The sequence below is a fragment of the Paraburkholderia sp. genome (assembly GCF_036488505.1).
Lineage (GTDB): Bacteria > Pseudomonadota > Gammaproteobacteria > Burkholderiales > Burkholderiaceae > Paraburkholderia.
The window spans coordinates 1-18,463 of sequence record NZ_DASXHN010000311.1 but is presented as its reverse complement, the minus strand read 5'-3'; the positions used below and the strand labels follow the sequence as shown (position 1 = coordinate 18,463).

The window sequence follows — 18,463 nt, the reverse complement described above, 5'->3', positions numbered from 1 at the left end:
CCCCCGATACCAGCTGAAAGGAGAAGCGATGAATACGCTCGCCGGAAAGACCGCAATCGTGACGGGCGCTTCGCACGTTGACGGCCGCGCTGCCGCGCTCGCGCTGGCGAAAGCCGGGGCGCAGGTCGGACGCATGCCTGCAAAGCATGCCACCGTGCCTCGAAAGTCTTTTATCCGCGGCTTCGCAGCGCCTACATTGAGAGCCACAGGCAGGGCGTTGGCGATGTTCCAGACGCAGTCGAGAGACCAGGCCCGGCCTTCATTACCGTTTTCTTCACTGAAAGGATTGCAGCCATGACCTACTACACGCACCGAACCGCGCCCACGTCCTACGTCGAAGCGAACGGCATCCGCTTTGCGTACCGCCGCTTCGGAAACCCGCAACACGTGCCGCTGGTGATGAACATTCATTTTACCGGCACGATGGATCACTTGGACCCGGCCGTCACCGACGGACTGGGCAGACTCGAGAAGTGATCCTCTTCAACAACGCCGGTATTTCAAGCAGCTCGGGCACCGTTCCCGAATCGATCGAGGAAATGGCGGCTAACACGGCCGCATTCATCGACGCATTGGGATTGAAACAGGTCGACGTGCTCGGCTTCTCGATGGGCGGTCTGATCGCGCAAGAACTTGCTATTTCGCGGCCTCAGCTCGTGCGCCGGCTGATTCTCGTGGGCACAGGTCCGCGTTCCGGCGAAGGCATGGCGTCGCTGACGCCCGAGGCGCAGGAAATCTTCAGCGCAAACTACGACGAGCCAGACCATCTCTGGCTGCGCGTGCACTTCGCGCCGTCCGCGACAAGTCAGGCAGCGGGACGTGCGTTCCTTGACCGGTTCCGCGTGCGCCACGAAAACCGCGACCCCGAAGTCAACGATCGGGTCGCGCCCGCGCAGCTGGCCGCGCTCGCGAAGTGGGGCGCGCAGCGCGACAACCCATATGCATATCTGGATGCCATTACCCAGCCGACGCTCGTAGTGAACGGTGACAACGACGTGATCATCTACTCGATCAACTCGTGGATTCTGCAGCAGCACATTCCCAACGCACAGCTGGTCATTTACCCCGATGCGAATCACGGCTCGCTCTATCAGTACCCCGAGCGCTTCGTCGCACACGTGACGCAGTTCCTTTCCGAAAACGCGGCGCGCGGCTAAATCCGATCGCGGCGCTTACCCAATCATCGTTTCAGGAGTTTCATCATGACTCATTTGAATGGAAGATCCGCGCTGGTTACCGGCGCTTCGCGCGGAATCGGCCGTGCCATCGCTGTCGCACTGGCCAAGGCCGGCGCCCGGGTGCTGGTGCATTACGGCAGTGCCGAGCCTGCTGCGGACGCAGTGGTCGAAGCGATCCGCGCCGCTGGCGGGAGCGCCGACAAGGTTGCGGCGGATCTGCGCACGCCGCACGGTCCGCACGAACTCGCAAGACAGGTTCGTGAACTCGCCGGAGACCGGTTGGACATTCTGGTTGCCAACGCAGGCATCTCGAAGGCGGCCAGCATCGAGGAGACGACTGTCGAAGACTTCGACAACCTGTTCGCCGTCAACGTACGTGCGCCGTACTTCCTCGTGCAGCAGTTGCTCCCCGTGCTCGGCGAGAACAGCAGTGTGGTGCTGCTCTCGTCGCTTGCGGCGCACGCGTCGGTCAACAACCTGTCGGCCTATGCCGCGACGAAGGGCGCCATCGACACTCTCGTGCGGCACTTCGCGTCAACGCTCGGTGGGCGGGGCATACGTGTGAATGCGATTGCGCCGGGCATCGTCGAGACTGATATGTCGAACTTCGCGAAGACCGAGGCGGGACGCGACTTCGCTCTCGGCATTCAGGCGCTGAAACGCGTCGCGCAGCCGGAGGACATCGCCGGAGCCGCAGTGTTTCTTGCGTCCGACGACGCGCGCTGGGTGACCGGCGACACGCTGCGTGTCGACGGCGGCTCGAAACTTTGATCGCGTACAGACGGCTGCCGGGACACCGGCCCTCGCACAGAAGCGAAATCCGCTTTCATCGGCGAAAGCACTTTGACGGAGCGTTCTGCCGGCCAATTACTGAGCAACCTGATACTGACAAAACCGTGATAGCTTCACCGCTTATTGGGGTACCTCATGTCCATATTTTTTGGCATTGGCGCCGCGGTGTGTTGGGGGCTCGCTGACTTTCTCGCGAAATCGATGGCAGAGAAAGGCGGAGTGGCTGGCACAATGTTCCTATCAAGTGCGATAGGCCTTATTACCGTTTCGCTATGGCTAGTCATTCAGCCTGGCGCGATGCGACCGTTCGTCGACGCGAGCAGCGCATTGTTCTTTACCGTGTTAGCGACGGCAGCATCGGTATCTGCGTCGTTCTGCCTCACGAGCGGCCTCGCTATCGGGCAGAGTGCAGTCGTTGCCCCGATTGCGATGTGCTACGCCGCCGTCACTACGGTCCTTTCACTATGCTCCGGAGAGTCGCTCAGCGCGACAGCAACGGCTGGCGTGCTTATTTGCGTTGGTGGGATACCATTGGCAGCCGGCTTCACGTGTCGAGGCCCCGCATCGGGCACAGGCCTGCGCGCGTTGAAGTTTGCGAGCGCAGCAGCCGGCCTGTATGGCGTAGCGTTCTGGTTGCAAGGGCACTATGCCATCCCCAGGCTCGGAACCTTGACCGTATTGTTAGCCAACTACGGCGTCGCGTTTTGCGCGTCGGCTCTTGCGTGCATTCGTAGAATGTCAAACACTGGAGGATTGGCTCGCTCTCCTGTTTTCTTACTGCAAGCAGGGGCAAATGTCTGCGCACTCTGCTTTCTGGCTCTTGGGATGAGGTCCGGGGCAAGCGCGGTAGTCACCGTTCTCAGCGCATTATCCGGTGGCGTGACAGCAATGCTCGGCCTCGTTGTTCGTAAAGAACGCCTGAGTCGCAGTCAGTGGACTGGCGTTCTCGCAACCACGATTGGTGCCGCGATCATCGCTGCCTCGCCTGCAGGTTCATGAGCCAACGATGGTTTGCGCACAGGAATAGTATTGGATAGCCAGCGCCGCAAGTGGAATTGCGAAATCTGTCGAAAATGCTAACTCGACTGACAATCTCGCGGCGCAACGAGAACACGCAGTTTTATAGATGATGACCCTAGGTTGGTAACAGATTGACACCTCTCTCGATATACGTTCTCACCCACAATAGCGAGCGGCACCTGGACAAGGTCCTGGCGGCCGCGAAGCGCATGGCGGATGACTTGCTGGTTGTCGACAGCGGCAGCAACGACGCAACATTGGCAATCGTAGCTCGACACGGTGCCAGGCTAGTGCACCGCAGCTTCGACAATTTTCGCGCACAGCGACTTTTTGCAACCAGCCTGTGTTTACATCAGGCCGTGATGTTCTTTGATAGCGATGAGATCCCCAGCGACGCACTGATCGATGAAGTCATGGCGCTGAAAGTATCGGGCTTTTCGCACGACGCATATGCTGTTCGCCGCGACTGGCTAGTAAGGGGCAGGGTCGTCCACGCTCTGATGCCCGCCAGTTGCCCTGATTACCCCATCCGTATATATCACCGGGATAGAACGGATTTCACGCATCACAGCGTTCACGAAACCCCTATCGGCCATGAAAGTGTTGGGCGCATCGAATCCCCGTTGGTCCACCATACGTTTGAGACTCAATCCGAGCTGATGCGTAAGCTTGATCTATACACCGATCTGGCCGCAATCGATCTCCTCAACAGAGGCAAGTGGATTGGCGCACTTTGGCTCAAGCAGTGGATCAGTCCGGTCGGGGCATTCCTGAAATGGTATATCCGTCGTGGAAACTGGCGCGATGGTCGGGTGGGATTAACGTTGGGGTTATACGCTTTCAGATACACACATCGTAAATATCGTAAAGCGCTTGTGCATATCAATTCCTGACCACCCCGGATGGGAATGACGTGCGCAATGGGACTTTGAAAAACATAAAAGTGCGGCCCCGAACGTCTGCTTCGTATTACGCCGGCCGTCCTCTCCGGCTCATCCACGGCCGGCCAACGCACTATCACTCCGCAGAGCGCGTCCCGTACTGGCACAGCCCATTCCCAAACGACCAGTTCTCCTTCTCGACCTCCACCAGGTTGATGAATACATCCTCCGGGCGCACACCTGGCGACTGGCCGAGTTCGTCGACGATGCGCCGGTACAGCGCCTTCTTCTGCTCCACCGTGCGCGTGTTGCTGACCGTCAACTGGATCGCGACGAAATCGTCGCCGCGCTCGATGTTCATGTATTGCCGGTCGTAGATCATGTTGTCGGACGTGTGCTCGGTGATCAGCATGAACACGTCGTCCCTCGGCACGTTGAAGGTGTCCACGAGCGAGCGCTGGATGCCAGCGCTCAGCGCCTGGCGGTATTCGGCGGGTTTTCCGGCGCGTAGGGAAATTCGGGTCAGCGGCATGACGGGCTCCTTTTGCAGTGTTGGGCCAACACAGCATAGGCACGCTCGGTCATAATAAACAGATATCTTCGGCTATTTCATCCATTTCAGTTCGAAATGAAAGTACTCGATCTCGACGCGGTGCGAGCGTTCGTGCTCGTTGCCGATCTGCGCAGCTTCACGCGCGCCGCGGACGCGCTCGACACCACCCAGTCGGCCGTGAGCTTGAAGCTAAAGCGGCTGGAGGCGCATCTGGGCAAGCAGTTGCTCGAGCGCACGCCGCGCGTCGTGCGTCTGTCCGCCGACGGCAACGCGTTTCTCGGTGCGGCCCGCGAGCTGCTGAACGCGCACGAGCGCGCGCTCGGCGCGCTGTCGGTGGAGCGCCGGCGACTCGTGCTCGGGCTGAGCGAGCATGTCGCCGGGCCTGATCTGCCGCAGTTGCTCGGCCGGCTCAATGCGCACGATCCAGCTCTGGTGATCGAGTTGCATATGGGCACGTCGGCGGTGCTGCTCGCGCAGTTCGACGAGCGGCGCCTCGATGCGGCAATCGTCCGCTATGGCGCCGACGAGCCGCCGCGCGACGATGCGCAGGTGCTGTTCAGCGAACCGCTCGGCTGGCTGGCGACACCGACGTGGCTACCGCGAGTCGGCGAGCCGTTGGCACTCGCGCTGCTGAGTCCGCCGTGCAACGTGCGAGACGTGGCGTTGCGCACGCTGACGGCGGCGGGAGTCGCGTGGCAGGAGGTGTTCGTCGGCGGCGGCGTGGCGGCCGTTGGCGCCGCGGTGGCCGCCGGACTCGCCGTTTCGCCGCTCGCGCGCCGGGTCGCGCCGCGTGGTCTGATCGACGCCGGCGAGCGGCTAGGTTTGCCGGCGCTGCCGGAATCGCGCGTGACGCTGCATTCGCGCGTGCGGGAGCGGCGCTCGGATGAAACGTTGCGGTTGCTGGCAAACGGACTGGCCGCGGCGTGACGCGACTGGCGGTGCGCTACTGCAAGCGATGGCCGGATGGACGGCAGCGAGGCACTTCCGCTGCCGCGCCCCGCGCGGGCACTCAGTGAATAATCGGCGGCAGCGAGCCGCTGCGAGCGGTGGCCGGACTGGCCGGATTGGGGGAAGCACCCATCGGCACAATGTTGCCAACGTTTGCGGATTGGGCCGGCGAAGTCGGCGCAGCCTGTCCAACAGAGCCGCTCGACATAACCGGCGCGGAGACCGCAGGCTTCGCCGCCGCCTTGATCACATGCGGCCGCGAGCCCCGGCCCGGCGCGAAGTCAGCGCGCATCAGCTTGCCTTGAGCGGATTTCGCATGGACAAGCTGAGCATGCGCTTGCGTGTGCGACTTCGCAGCTCGAGCGCTCGCAATGCCATCCGTGCGGGTCTTGCCCGTGGCCGCTATCCGCATGCCGCCGTTCGCACCACCCTTCATGCCTGCGCTCGCGGCGACCCCCTTCGCGCCACCGCCATGGGCGGCCAGCTTGCTGCCGTGGCCCGCAACGCGCGGCGCGACATGGGACGCTCGATGCCGCACGCTCGCCACCCGCCTCTCATGCGCGCCGGCCCCGGCCTTGCCGCCCGTACGGGCGTTCGACCCACCCTTCACCGCAGCCGGCTTGCTCCGCGCCGCCTTCGTACCATGCCCCCTTGCGTCATGCCCGCTCGCCTCGGGCGGATTCCACACTTCGGCATAACCCGCCGCCAAAGCCGCTCCCGACACACACCATACTGCCAGCGCCGCTGCCACTGCCACTGCTCGAACCCGCATCTCTGCTTCTCCTGATCGACTGCTACCCCACACAGCTGTCGAAAACAGCTGTCAAAGAGCCGGGATTATATTCGCTTGCAAAAATCCTCATTTAGACTATTATCAATAACAAGTACATATATGGACTAATCCGCTCATGGCTCACGCTGCCCCGCTTATCCCCGAGTCACCGTTGCGAAGGCCGGCTCCGGAACCCACCGTTTCGGAGATATCCGCGGCGGGTCTGCGCGCGTTCTTCAACATCGCACGCGACTGGAATCTGAGCGCCGACGAGCAGATCGTGCTGCTCGGCTCGCCGGGCCGCTCCACCTTTTTCAAATGGAAGGCGTCGCCGCAAACGGCTCGTCTCGGCCGCGACACGCTAGAGCGCCTGTCGCTGCTGCTCGGCATCTACAAGGCGCTGCAAATCCTGCTGCCGCAACCCAACGCCGCCGATAGCTGGATCAAACGCCCCAACAGCGCGCCGCCGTTCGGCGGGCGCCGCGCGCTCGACCGCATGCTGGCGGGCAACATCAGCGACCTCGTGGCCGTGCGCCAGTATCTCGACGCGATGCGAGGCGGCTGGGCGTGACACAACCGCATTGGCAGGACCGCTGGAGCAGCGCCGCACTCGACTGGTCGCCCGCGTATCGCGTGATTCCGACGCGCTTTCCGGCCGTCAATCTGTTCGACCGGGTCGCTTCCGCGGAAGATTTCGACGCGCTGTACGCGCTGGAGGCAATGACCAACGACCGCCTGCGCACCGAGGTCGGCGAACTCGACCTGGTGCCACGCGAAGAGCGCCGCTTTGGCCCGGGCTACGGGCCGATCATGGCCGCGCTCACTCATCTGAATCCGCTGGGCAGCCGCTTTTCCGACGGCACGTATGGCGTCTTCTACTGTGCACGCTCGCGTGCCACGGCGATCGCCGAAACGCGCTATCACACCGGCAAGTTTCTCGAGGCGACCGCCGAGCCGCCGTTGCGTCAGCAGATGCGTCTGTACACGGTCGCCGCGCAAGGCCGCGTGGTCGATCTGCGCGGCGATCCCGCGCTCGATCCCGCCGTGCTGTCGCCACACGACTATCTGGCCGGACAGGCACTAGGGCGCGCGGTGCGCGCGGCAGGGGCACCCGGCATCGTCTATCCGTCGGTGCGCGACAGCGCCGGCGAATGCCTCGCCGCGTTTCGCACGACGCTGCTGCGCGATTGCCATCACGCGGCCTATCTGGAATACAACTGGAACGGATCGAGCGTCGACATCGTGTTCGAACTCAACCAGGTCGGCTGACGCGCATCGGACCGCGAAGGAAGACGAAGATGCAACGCGTTCAGGGCAACGCGAGCGCGCCCGCCCCTTGCGCGCGGGCTTCCTCGACCGAGATCGACCAGCGGCGCAGCGCCAGAGGCTGCACGATCGTCAGCGTGCCGCCCGGTCCGAACGCGCCGGTATCGATAAACACCTGGGAGCCGATCTGCTTGATGTCGCGCATCGGCGTATGGCCGCAGTAGGTCAGCGACAGCCCGCGCTGCGTCAGTGGATCGCCGTTGCCGAGCGCGAGGTCACGGCCCCACAGCAATTGCTGGCGCGTTTGCGCCGAAAAATTGCCGGCGTCGAGGTCGGCGTCGGAGCCGAAGAATTCCGCGTGAAGCACGTTGAAGCGCTCCTTGCCGCTGCCGACCACGCGCACGAGCGGCAGCGTGCGCAGATGCTCCGCATAGTCCCGTAACCGCTCGTCAGGCACACTAGCCGCCCATGCGCCGCCAATGCCATACCACCACTGGCGCCGCAAGCTGCCCTCGGCCACCGAGCACAGCATGTCTTCGTGATTGCCGAGCACCGGAAAGAACCACGGCTTCATCAGCAGCGCCAGCGCCTGCTCGGATTGCTCGCCACGATCGACCAGATCGCCGACCGAAAACAGCCGGTCGCGTGCCGGATCGAATGCGATCTGGCACAGCAGATAGCGCAGCGCATCGACGCAGCCGTGCAGATCGCCGACCACGAAGTCGCGGCCGCTCTCGTTGGCTGCATGCTGCTGAACGAAGTTGTCGAGTAGGGAAGCCATGCATTGATGATAATCCGGCGAAGGTGCCAGTGTATGCGCGCCGCCTCTCGTTTCGTCGCGCGCCCGTCAGCAAGATTGACACAAACCACGACTACATCGCGCAAGCACCGCGCATTTATTGCACCATCTGGCGACGATCCCAAGTTCTGCCGGTCACCCTTGGCGGATCGCCGCGGCGTGGCCCGCAGCGCGCGAGACCACCCACCGCACGCGCCGTATTGCATACCTGATCGCGATGACAGTCGCATGACGGCGTCGGTCGCGCCGGAGCATCATGGCAATCATTTCGAGTGCGTTTTCCGGCAATCGCCGTTGAATCGAAAGCGGCGTGCAAGGCCGCTGCGGAACACTACAGGTTGCGACCCAACGATTCGACTATCGGCCCCGCAGGCGCGAGTAGAATCCGCGACGCCGCGTTGCGTTCGTTCAGTTCATTCGTGCTGTCACTTGCGTTGCCTCCTCTGTTGCCGAGCTTTCCGACCCATGTCCATCAAATACTATCCACAGGTTCTTCGCAATCGGCCGCGCACAATGATCGGCCTCGTCATCGGCCTCGCGGTCGCGGCCCTCGTGCCGTGGCATACGAGTGCGATGGCGCGCGCGTTGATCGGCTGGGATGCGGCTATCTGGAGCTACCTGCTGATGATCTGGGTGCACATGGCCCTCGCCGACGAAATGCGCGTGCGCGAATCCGCGATGCGCGACGATGAAAACGCCGGGGTCGTGCTGTTCGTGATCTGCGCGGCGACGATTGCGAGCATCGCCGCGATCGTGCTCGAACTGGCGTCGGCGAAAGGCACGGCGGGCGCGTCGACCGCATGGCACTATCTGCTGACCGGTCTGACGCTGATCGGCGCATGGTTTTTGATTCCGACGATTTTCACGCAGCACTATGCACGCCTCTACTACGATACCGGCGTGCAGGAAACCGCGCTGCTATTTCCTGATCACGAACTGCAGCCGAACTACTGGGACTTCCTGTACTACTCGTTCACGATCGCGGTTGCGTCGCAAACGTCGGACGTCGTGCTGCGCTCGCGCGAGATTCGCCGCGCGACCCTCGCGCAATCGATTCTGTCGTTCTACTTCAACGTCGCGGTACTCGGGCTATGCGTGAATATCGCGGCGGGTCTGCTGGGTTCATGACGTTCAGATCACCGGAAAGCCGCGCCTACCCGAACGCCGCAACGTCGCGCCGTTGAACCTCCGTGTAAAACGGGACCGCGCCGACCCGTTTTACCTGCTCGCCCGGGGTAGCGCGGGGATGACGTGGACGCCTTGCCACGCACGGTAGGCTCGCGGTCATTCATTTCACGCCGCCCCGGCCCGTCCCGCAGCGATCCACGACACCGCGCCGGCCGCGATGGGCACAAGGTTTGCTCCTTCCCGCGACGAGTGCCGGCCAGCCTCGTGCGCCCGTTATCTGGCGTCAAAGCACCCCCGAACTGGCCAGCGGCGTGACGATCTATGCGCTACTCTGACCAATACGCGCCGTCGTTCACGCATCGCGCGGTATCCGGCTCGGGAAGCCCAATGAGCGCTGTGATCGCATGCCAACTGCATCCACACCGCAGCACGACAATTCTGGAAACGACCGATGGAACCTCCGAACGGGTACGCGCCGCGGATCTATTTTTTTCACTCTCTTCTGGTCGGGCCGCTCGATGCGTGGCCCGCGCAGTTCGCTCACGCAGCCGCGCTCGGCTTCGATCACGCGTTGATCGGGGGCCTGTTCGAGCCCGGTCAGGCCGGCCACGGCCAGGTGATCGGCAATCACGCGCGGCTCCATCCGGTCTTCGAGGCGAAGCAGCCCGCTCATGACGCGCTGCGCACGCTCGCCGACGCCGCGCGTCGCAACGGCTTGACCTTGCTGGTCGATCTCGTGATCGACCGGATGGCCGCCGACGGCGTCCTGTATGCCGAGCACAGAGACTGGTTCCACGCGCCCGAATCCGACATGGCGCGGCTCGATCCGCGTCATGTGCATCGCGCCGACAATGTCGCCTACGCGAATTTCGACGACCCGGGCTCGAGCGCCGCGTTGACCGGCTGGTGGACGCAGCAGTTGCTTGCGCTCGTCGACGCGGGCGTCGGCGGATTTCGCTTCGATTCGCCGCATCGCGTGCCGGCCGCCGTGTGGCGGCATCTCGGCGACGAAGTGCGCGCGCAGCGCCCGCACGTGCGCTTCCTGGCCGCGACACCGGGCCTCGCGCGCAGCGACCTGCCAGGGCTGGAACCGGCCGGCTTCGACAGCGTGTTCTCGTCGGTACGCTGGTGGGATTTCCGTTCCAGCTGGATGGTCGACGAACATGCGTCGCTCGCGCGCATCGGCGCACCGATTGCATTCCCCGAAGCGCCGTACGGCACGCGCGTCGCGGCTGACCTAAGCGACGTGCACGACGCCGCGATCGTCGAGCGCGCGTATCGGCGCGCACTGTTCACGTCGGTCGCGGTGGGCAGCGGCTGGATGATGCCGATGGGCTTCGAGTACGGCATCACCGAACCGATGTCGCAAACGCGCGGCGATGCCGCGCAATTTGCGCGCGCGGCGCAGGCACGCCGTTTCGATCTGACGGCAGCCGTCCGCCAGGCCAACGATCTCGCGCGCAAGACGCCGACGCTGCACGCGAACGGCGCATTGCGCCCGCTCTCCGGGCCCGGCGCACCCGCAGCGGTCCTGTTGCGGGCGGACCAGGCCGAGTTGCGCGACGCCGGCGAAGCGGTGCTGATCGTCGTCAATCCGGAACTCGGCGCGCCGGTGCGCGTCGACCCCGCGCGCTTTCTCACTGGCGTGCCGGGCGGCTTCACGCGCTTTGCGCCGCTCGATGCGCCCGACCACGTGGAGCCCGCCGCGCTCGCACCGTTCACGCTCGCGCCCGGCGCGGTGCAGCTGCTGCGCGCGCGGGCACCCACGCCGATCCGTCTCGCGCCGCCCATCGACAAGGCGAACAACAAGCGCAGCGGCCACAAGAGCGTGCTGCAGGCGATCGAAGCGCCACGCGTCGCGATCGAAAGCGTGTCGCCATCGGTCGAGAACGGCCGCTTCGCGGCCAAGCGTAGCGTGGGCGAACGCGCGGAAATCCGCGCCGCGATCTTCGCGGAAGGTCACGACAAGATCGCCGCCGCGGTGCTGTGGCGTGCCGCCGACGAAACCGCGTGGCACGAAGCATTGATGTCGCCCGCGCCGCCCGCGGGGCTCGATTTGTGGAGCGCGCGCATTCTGCTCGAACGGATCGGCCGCTACGAATTCACCGTGATCGCGTGGCGCGACGATTTCTCGTCGCTGGTCGAGCACATCCAGAAGAAGCTGAAGGCGAACCAGACCGTCGAAATCGAACTGGACGAGGCCGCGCATCTGTTCGCGCTGGTGCTCGCCGAAGTCGAAACGACGGAAGGCGCGCAGAAAGAACCGCTGGACCAGATCGTTCGAGACTTCGCGAAAGCCGACGCGCAACGCAAGCTCGCGCTGATCCTCGCGCCGGCCACCGCGAAAGCGATGACCGCCGCGCGACATCGGCCGTTCCTGAGCCGCGACGCGGTGATCTACAAGATCGATGCGGAGCGCACGGCCGCGCACTTCGCGAGCTGGTACGAGATCTTCCCGCGCTCGATGAGCGACGACGAAAATCGCCATGGCACCTTCGCCGACGTCACGACGAAGTTGCCTCGCATCCGCGATATGGGTTTCGACGTGCTGTACTTTCCGCCGATCCATCCGATCGGCCGCGCGAACCGCAAGGGCCGCAACAACACGCTGAACGCGCAGCCGGGCGACGTGGGCAGCCCGTACGCGATCGGGGCGGCCGAAGGTGGCCACACCGCGGTGCACCCGCAACTCGGCACGCTCGACGACTTCAAGGCGATGCTCGCCGCCGCGCATGCGCACGGCCTCGAAATCGCGCTCGACTTCGCGATTCAGTGTTCGCCCGATCATCCGTGGCTGAAGGAGCATCCGACCTGGTTCGCGTGGCGGCCGGACGGCACGCTGCGTTACGCGGAAAATCCGCCGAAGAAGTACCAGGACATCGTCAATCCCGACTTCTATGCGCACGATGCAAAGCCCGACCTGTGGCTCGCATTGCGCGACGTGATCCTGTTCTGGATCGACGCGGGCGTGCGCATTTTCCGCGTCGATAATCCGCACACGAAGCCGTTGCCGTTCTGGGAGTGGATGATCGCCGACGTGCGCGCGCGTCATCCGGACGTGATGTTCCTCGCCGAAGCGTTCACCCGTCCGCGCATGATGAACCGGCTCGGCAAGATCGGCTTTTCGCAGTCGTACACGTACTTCACGTGGCGCGAGTCGAAGCGCGACTTCATCGAATACCTGACCGAACTCACGCAAACCGGCGCGCGCGATTTCTACCGGCCCAACTTCTTCGTCAATACGCCGGATATCAACCCGCGGCATCTCCAATCGCAGGGCCGCACCGGCTTTCTGATTCGCGCGGCGCTTGCGGCGACGCTGGCCGGCTTGTGGGGCGTGTATAGCGGCTTCGAATTGTGCGAGGCCGCCGCGCTGCCGAACAGCGAAGAGTATCTGGATTCGGAAAAGTACCAGCTGCGCGCGTGGGACTGGCACCGGCCCGGCAATATCGTCGGCGAGATCAGCGCGTTGAACCGCATCCGCCGCGCGAATCCGGCGCTGCAAACGCATCTCGGCCTGACCTTCCTGACCGCGCACAACGACCATATCCTGCTGTTCGAGAAGGCCACCGAGGCGCGCGACAACGTGATCATCGTCGCGATCAATCTCGATGCGTTCAACGAACAAGGCGCGGATATCGAGTTGTCGTGGGAGACCTTCGCGCACTGGCATCTGCATGATCATGGCGCGCTCGAAGTGATCGACCTGATGACCGACGCGCGCTTCGAATGGCACGGCCGACGCCAGCATGTCCAGCTCGGGTCCGGCCAGCCGTTCTCGATCTGGCGCATCGCGCCGCTAGGCGGCCTGCCCGCGGAACGCCCGGAGCAGACCGAACCCGATCAGGACAGCGCACATCACGCAGGCGCTGGCAACCTAACCTCTATGGAAGTGCGACATGAAGCGTGACGATCCAGCCCAAGCGGCCCAGCACACGCATACGGCCACCGCTACCGGCAGCGCGGCGCAAGCACGTGCGCGCCGGCGCGGCAAGCCCGCGATGCTGAGCGACGATCCGCTCTGGTACAAGGACGCGATCATCTACCAGGTGCATATCAAGTCGTTTTTCGATGGGAACAACGACGGTGTCGGCGACTTCCCCGGCCTGATGGCGAAGCTCGACTACATCGCCGAACTCGGCGTGAACGCGATCTGGCTGCTGCCGTTCTATCCATCGCCGCGGCGCGACGACGGCTACGACATCGCCGATTACCGCAACGTGCATCCCGACTACGGTCAGCTTTCGGACGTGAAGCGCTTCATCCAGGAGGCGCACGCGCGCGGTATCCGCGTAATCACCGAACTGGTGATCAACCACACGTCGGATCAGCACCCGTGGTTTCAGCGCGCCCGGCGCGCGAAGCCCGGTTCGAACCATCGCAACTACTACGTGTGGTCGGATACCGATCAGAAGTATCAGGGCACGCGCATCATCTTTATCGACACCGAGCCATCGAACTGGACCCACGATCCGGTCGCGGGCGCGTACTACTGGCACCGCTTCTATTCGCATCAGCCCGACCTCAATTTCGACAACCCGTCGGTGATAAAAGAAGTGCTGCAGGTGATGCGCTTCTGGCTCGACATGGGCATCGACGGGCTGCGGCTCGATGCGGTGCCGTACCTCGTCGAGCGTGAAGGGACCAACAACGAGAACCTGCCGGAAACGCACCAGATCCTGAAGAAGATTCGCGCGACCATCGATGCCGAATACCCGAACCGGATGCTGCTCGCCGAGGCGAACCAGTGGCCCGAAGACGTGAAGGAATACTTCGGCAACGAGGACGAATGCCATATGGCGTTCCACTTCCCGCTGATGCCGCGCATCTATATGTCGATCGCGAGCGAGGATCGCTTTCCTATCACCGACATCATGAAGCAGACGCCGGACCTCGCCGAGTCGAACCAGTGGGCGATCTTCCTGCGCAATCACGACGAACTGACGCTCGAAATGGTCACCGACTCCGAGCGCGACTACCTGTGGAACACCTATGCGAGCGACCGCCGCGCGCGCCTGAATCTCGGCATTCGCCGCCGCCTCGCGCCGCTGATGGAGCGCGACCGCCGCCGCATCGAGCTGATCAATTCACTGCTGCTGTCGATGCCCGGCACGCCGGTGATTTACTACGGCGACGAACTCGGCATGGGCGACAACATCCACCTCGGCGATCGCGATGGCGTGCGCACGCCGATGCAGTGGTCGTCGGACCGCAACGGCGGTTTCTCGCGCGCCGACCCGGAGCAACTGGTGCTGCCGCCCGTGATGGGTTCGCTGTATGGCTTCGATGCGGTCAACGTCGAAGCACAAAGCCGCGATCCGCATTCGCTGCTGAACTGGACCCGCCGCATGCTCGCGACGCGACGCTCGAAGCAGACCTTCGGACGCGGCACGATCCGCTTTCTGAAGCCGGAGAATCGCAAGATCCTTGCGTATCTGCGCGAGATGCCGGGCGAGCCGCCGATCCTCTGCGTCGCGAATCTGTCGCGCGCGCCGCAGGCTGTCGAACTCGATCTGTCCGAATTCAACGGCGCGGTGCCGATCGAAATGACCGCCGATTCGGTGTTCCCCGCGATCGGCCAGCTGACTTATCTGCTGACGTTCCCGCCGTACGGTTTCCTGTGGTTCCTGTTGTGCCAGGGCGGTCAGCGTCCGACCTGGGCGCAGGCGCATTCGGTGCCGCTGCCCGAGTTCGTGACGATCGTGATCCGCGAAGGCCAGACCGGCCCGACGCCGGAAAACGTGCGGCTGCTCGAATCGGAAGTGCTGCCTTCCTGGCTGAGCCGGCGCCGCTGGTTCGCATCGAAGGACCAGAAGATGCATGCGGTACGGCTCGCCGCGTTGACGACGATTCCGAACGGCGGCTTCGCGTTCACCGAAATCGAGGTCGACGTCGGCGATCACACCGAACGCTACGTGGTGCCGATCGCGCTCACATGGGGCGGCGAAACCACCTCGCCGCTGTTCATGCAGCTGGCATTGGCGCGCGTGCGGCGCGGCCGCAACGTCGGTCATCTGACCGATGCGTTTGCGCTGCCGATCTTCGCGCACAACGTGCTGCGCAAGCTGCGCGAACGCGCGGTCGTGCCGACCGTGCAGAAGAGCGAGATCAGGTTCGTGCCGACCGAACGCTTCAGCGAACTGGACGATCTCGGCGACCGGCCGGAAATTCGCTGGCTCGCGGCCGAGCAGAGCAACAGTTCGCTGATCATCGCCGATGCCGCGGTGCTCAAGCTCGTGCGCAGGCTGGTGAGCGGGATTCATCCGGAAGCCGAAATCAGCCGCTATCTGACGCAGCTTGGCTATGCAAACACCGCGCCGCTGTATGGCGAAGTGGTGCGCGTCGACCCCGAAGGCGTGCCGCACACGCTCGCGATCCTGCAGGGCTTTGTCGACAATCAGGGGGACGCGTGGAACTGGTCGCTCGATTACCTGCGCCGCTCGGTCGACGAACTCGCGATTGCAATCGACACCGAAGCGCAGAGCACGCCTGACCGCAACAACGAAACGATCCTGATGGACGGCTATGGCGAGCTGACTGGAATCATCGGCAAACGGCTCGGCGAACTGCACGTCGCGCTTGCAAGCCCGACCGACGATCCGGCGTTCGCGCCGGAGCCGGCCAACGCGGAGCAGGTGAAGGCGTGGGTCGACGGCACGCAGAAGATGCTCGCGAGCGCGCTTGATCTGCTGAAGCCGCGCATCGACCAGCTGCTCGATGCCGAGACGCAGGCGCTCGCGCAGAGCCTGCTCGACCGGCGTGACGCGCTGGTCGCGGCGGTCGAGAAACTCGTTCCGTCGAATGCGGACGCATTGCGCATCCGCATCCACGGCGACTTCCATCTGGGACAAGTGCTGGTCGCGCATGGCGACGCCTATCTGATCGACTTCGAGGGCGAGCCCGCGCGTTCGCTCGAAGAACGCCGGCAGAAATCGAGTCCGTTGCGCGACGTCGCCGGCCTGCTACGTTCGCTGTCGTATGCGAGCGCGGCGGCGCAATCGACCACCGAAAGCGCGCCACAGCAGACCGCCGACCGCAAGCGCACGCTGTTCGAGCGGTTCCGCGCGCACGCCACCACCGCGTTCCTCAACGAGTACCGCGCAGCCGTCGCGCAAGCGCTCACGCCGCTCGTCGCGCCCGAAGCCGAACAGGCGCTGCTCGATCTGTTCCTGATCGAGAAGGCCGCCTACGAGATCCGCTACGAAGCGGCCAACCGGCCGGCGTGGCTCAGCCTGCCGGTGCGCGGCCTCGCGGCGCTCGCGAGCCGGCTGCTCGGCGATACCGGCGCGCCGGCTTCCGGCGATCCGTCAACCCAGGCGCCCGGCGCCGACACACCGCCTAATTCGGCCGAGGGCGACCATGAGTGAGCATGATCCGGCCGCAGGCCTTCAACCCGTCGATATCGACGCGCTCGTCGAAGCGCGTCACCCCGATCCGTTTTCGCAGCTCGGGTTGCACCACACCGACGCAGGGCCGATCGTGCGCGCGCTGTTGCCCAATGCCGCGCACGTCAGCGTGATTTCGCGCGCCGACGGCGCGCTGCTCGGCGAACTCGAACAGTTGCGCCCGGGGCTGTTCGCGGGCCGCGTCACGGCCGCGATGCCGTACCGTTTGCGGATCGACTGGCATGGCGTCGTGCAGGAAATCGAAGACACCTATTCGTTCGGCCCGGTGCTCGGCGACGAACCGCTCGAACGTCTTGCGCGCGGCGACCCCTATGCGGTGCTCGAATGTCTCGGTGCACGGCCCGTCGAAATAGACGGCGTGCCCGGCGTGCGCTTCGCGGTGTGGGCGCCGAATGCGCGGCGTGTATCGGTGGTCGGCGACTTCAATGCGTGGGACGGCCGCCGTCATCCGATGCGGCTGCGCCATCAGGCCGGCGTATGGGAGCTGTTCGTGCCGCGCGTCGGCGCGGGCACGCGCTACAAGTACGAGATGCTCACGCGCGACGGACATCCGTTGCCGCTGAAGGCCGATCCGTGCGCGATGCAGACCGAGAAGCCGCCGGGCACCGCATCGGTGGTCGCCCACGTCGACGAGATCGAGCAGTTTCCGTGGACCGATCACGAGTGGATCCAGTCGCGCGCCGCGAAACAAACCGCGCGTGCGCCGATTGCGATCTACGAAGTCCACGCGGAATCGTGGCTGCGGATCGCCGAGCAAGGCAATCGCGGACTCGACTGGGAAGAGCTCGCCGAGCGGTTGATTCCGTACGCGAAGAGCATGGGCTTTACGCACGTCGAGTTTCTGCCGATTGCCGAGCATCCATTCGGCGGCTCGTGGGGCTATCAGCCGCTCGGCCAGTTCGCGCCGTCCGCGCGCTTCGGCAAGCCCGAACAGTTCGCGCGCTTCGTCGACCGCGCGCACGAAGAAGGGCTCGGCGTGATTCTCGACTGGGTGCCCGCGCATTTTCCGAACGACGCGCATGGGCTGATCGATTTCGACGGCACACCGCTCTACGAGCACGCCGATCCGCGCGAAGGCTATCACCAGGACTGGAACACGATGATTTACAACCTCGGGCGCAACGAGGTCAGCGCGTTCCTGGTCGCGTCGGGGCTCGCCTGGTTGAAGCGCTATCACGTCGACGGTCTGCGCGTCGACGCCGTCGCATCGATGTTGTATCGCGATTATTCGCGCGCGGCCGGCGAGTGGGTGCCGAACATCTATGGCGGCCGCGAAAACCTCGAATCGATTGCGTTCCTGAAGCGCCTGAATCACGAAGTCCGCTATGTGCCGGGCGCGCCCGGCGCGATCACGATTGCCGAAGAGTCGACCGCATGGCCGGGCGTGACCGCGCGCGTCGAGGACGGCGGGCTCGGTTTCGACTTCAAGTGGAACATGGGCTGGATGCACGACACGCTGCACTACATGCACGAAGACCCGGTGTATCGCCAGTACCACCACCACAACATGACGTTCGGCATGGTGTACGCGTATTCGGAGCGCTTCGTATTGCCGCTCTCGCACGATGAAGTGGTACACGGCAAGGGCTCGCTGCTCGGCAAGATGCCGGGTGACACGTGGCAGCGTTTCGCGAATCTGCGCGCTTACTTCGGTTTCATGTGGACCCATCCGGGCAAGAAGCTGCTGTTCATGGGCGGCGAGTTCGCTCAGGAGCGCGAG

At 64.2% G+C, this 18,463-nt stretch carries 13 protein-coding genes and 2 pseudogenes; 12 read left to right on the top strand and 3 right to left on the bottom strand.

Annotated features, from left to right (window positions below; genetic code table 11):
• Positions 1–28: 28 nt before the first annotated feature.
• The 5 genes and pseudogenes from VGH68_RS18640 to VGH68_RS18625 all read left to right on the top strand — a co-directional run.
• Positions 29–127, top strand: a pseudogene (locus VGH68_RS18640) (oxidoreductase); the annotation flags it as partial.
• 167 nt (positions 128–294) lie between these two features.
• Positions 295–1,157, top strand: a pseudogene (locus VGH68_RS18635) (alpha/beta fold hydrolase).
• 45 nt (positions 1,158–1,202) lie between these two features.
• Entirely contained in the window at positions 1,203–1,949 is a 747-nt protein-coding gene (locus tag VGH68_RS18630) for an SDR family NAD(P)-dependent oxidoreductase (protein ID WP_331605152.1), read from the top strand.
• Positions 1,950–2,105: 156 nt separating this feature from the next.
• Positions 2,106–2,969: an EamA family transporter gene (locus VGH68_RS30130; RefSeq protein ID WP_414696961.1), complete on the top strand. Its 864-nt coding sequence runs from the start codon at positions 2,106–2,108 to the stop codon at positions 2,967–2,969.
• A gap of 152 nt (positions 2,970–3,121) precedes the next feature.
• Positions 3,122–3,883, top strand: a complete 762-nt coding sequence (locus VGH68_RS18625; RefSeq protein ID WP_331605151.1) for a glycosyltransferase family 2 protein — start codon at positions 3,122–3,124, stop codon at positions 3,881–3,883.
• Positions 3,884–4,007: 124 nt separating this feature from the next.
• On the opposite strand, the gene VGH68_RS18620 is transcribed toward VGH68_RS18625, so the two are convergent.
• Complete coding sequence (locus VGH68_RS18620; protein ID WP_331605150.1) at positions 4,008–4,403, bottom strand: tautomerase family protein; 396 nt, start codon at positions 4,401–4,403, stop codon at positions 4,008–4,010.
• A 96-nt stretch (positions 4,404–4,499) separates the two neighbouring features.
• On the opposite strand from VGH68_RS18620, the gene VGH68_RS18615 reads away from it, so the two are divergent.
• On the top strand, positions 4,500–5,351 hold the full coding sequence (locus VGH68_RS18615) for a LysR family transcriptional regulator (protein WP_331605149.1): 852 nt from the start codon (positions 4,500–4,502) through the stop codon (positions 5,349–5,351).
• An 82-nt stretch (positions 5,352–5,433) separates the two neighbouring features.
• Here VGH68_RS18615 and VGH68_RS18610 read toward each other — a convergent pair whose 3' ends face one another.
• The gene (locus tag VGH68_RS18610; protein WP_331605148.1) at positions 5,434–6,144 is read right to left on the bottom strand and encodes a hypothetical protein; all 711 of its coding nucleotides are present in this window, start codon (positions 6,142–6,144) and stop codon (positions 5,434–5,436) included.
• Between the two features lie 136 nt (positions 6,145–6,280).
• Between VGH68_RS18610 and VGH68_RS18605 the strand changes: the two genes are divergently transcribed.
• Together VGH68_RS18605 and VGH68_RS18600 are read left to right on the top strand one after the other, a co-directional pair.
• Complete coding sequence (locus VGH68_RS18605) at positions 6,281–6,715, top strand: MbcA/ParS/Xre antitoxin family protein (RefSeq protein ID WP_331605147.1); 435 nt, start codon at positions 6,281–6,283, stop codon at positions 6,713–6,715.
• Positions 6,712–7,413, top strand: a complete 702-nt coding sequence (locus tag VGH68_RS18600) for an RES family NAD+ phosphorylase (protein ID WP_331605146.1) — start codon at positions 6,712–6,714, stop codon at positions 7,411–7,413. Before VGH68_RS18605 ends, VGH68_RS18600 begins: the two co-directional genes overlap by 4 nt.
• 40 nt (positions 7,414–7,453) lie before the next feature.
• On the opposite strand, the gene VGH68_RS18595 is transcribed toward VGH68_RS18600, so the two are convergent.
• On the bottom strand, positions 7,454–8,191 hold the full coding sequence (locus VGH68_RS18595) for a metallophosphoesterase (protein WP_331605145.1): 738 nt from the start codon (positions 8,189–8,191) through the stop codon (positions 7,454–7,456).
• A gap of 483 nt (positions 8,192–8,674) precedes the next feature.
• Here VGH68_RS18595 and VGH68_RS18590 point away from each other — a divergent pair, with 483 nt between their 5' ends.
• The 4 genes from VGH68_RS18590 to glgB form a co-directional block, all read left to right on the top strand.
• A complete protein-coding gene (locus tag VGH68_RS18590; protein WP_331605144.1) occupies positions 8,675–9,337 on the top strand; it encodes a DUF1345 domain-containing protein in 663 nt (220 codons plus the stop codon).
• 451 nt (positions 9,338–9,788) lie between these two features.
• Complete coding sequence (locus VGH68_RS18585) at positions 9,789–13,247, top strand: maltotransferase domain-containing protein (protein WP_331605143.1); 3,459 nt, start codon at positions 9,789–9,791, stop codon at positions 13,245–13,247.
• On the top strand, positions 13,237–16,704 hold the full coding sequence (gene treS / locus VGH68_RS18580) for a maltose alpha-D-glucosyltransferase (RefSeq protein WP_331605142.1): 3,468 nt from the start codon (positions 13,237–13,239) through the stop codon (positions 16,702–16,704). Before VGH68_RS18585 ends, treS begins: the two co-directional genes overlap by 11 nt.
• Positions 16,697–18,463: 1,4-alpha-glucan branching protein GlgB (gene glgB / locus VGH68_RS18575; protein WP_331605141.1), on the top strand; the 1,767-nt coding region annotated here is incomplete at its 3' end. The genes treS and glgB, both read left to right, overlap by 8 nt.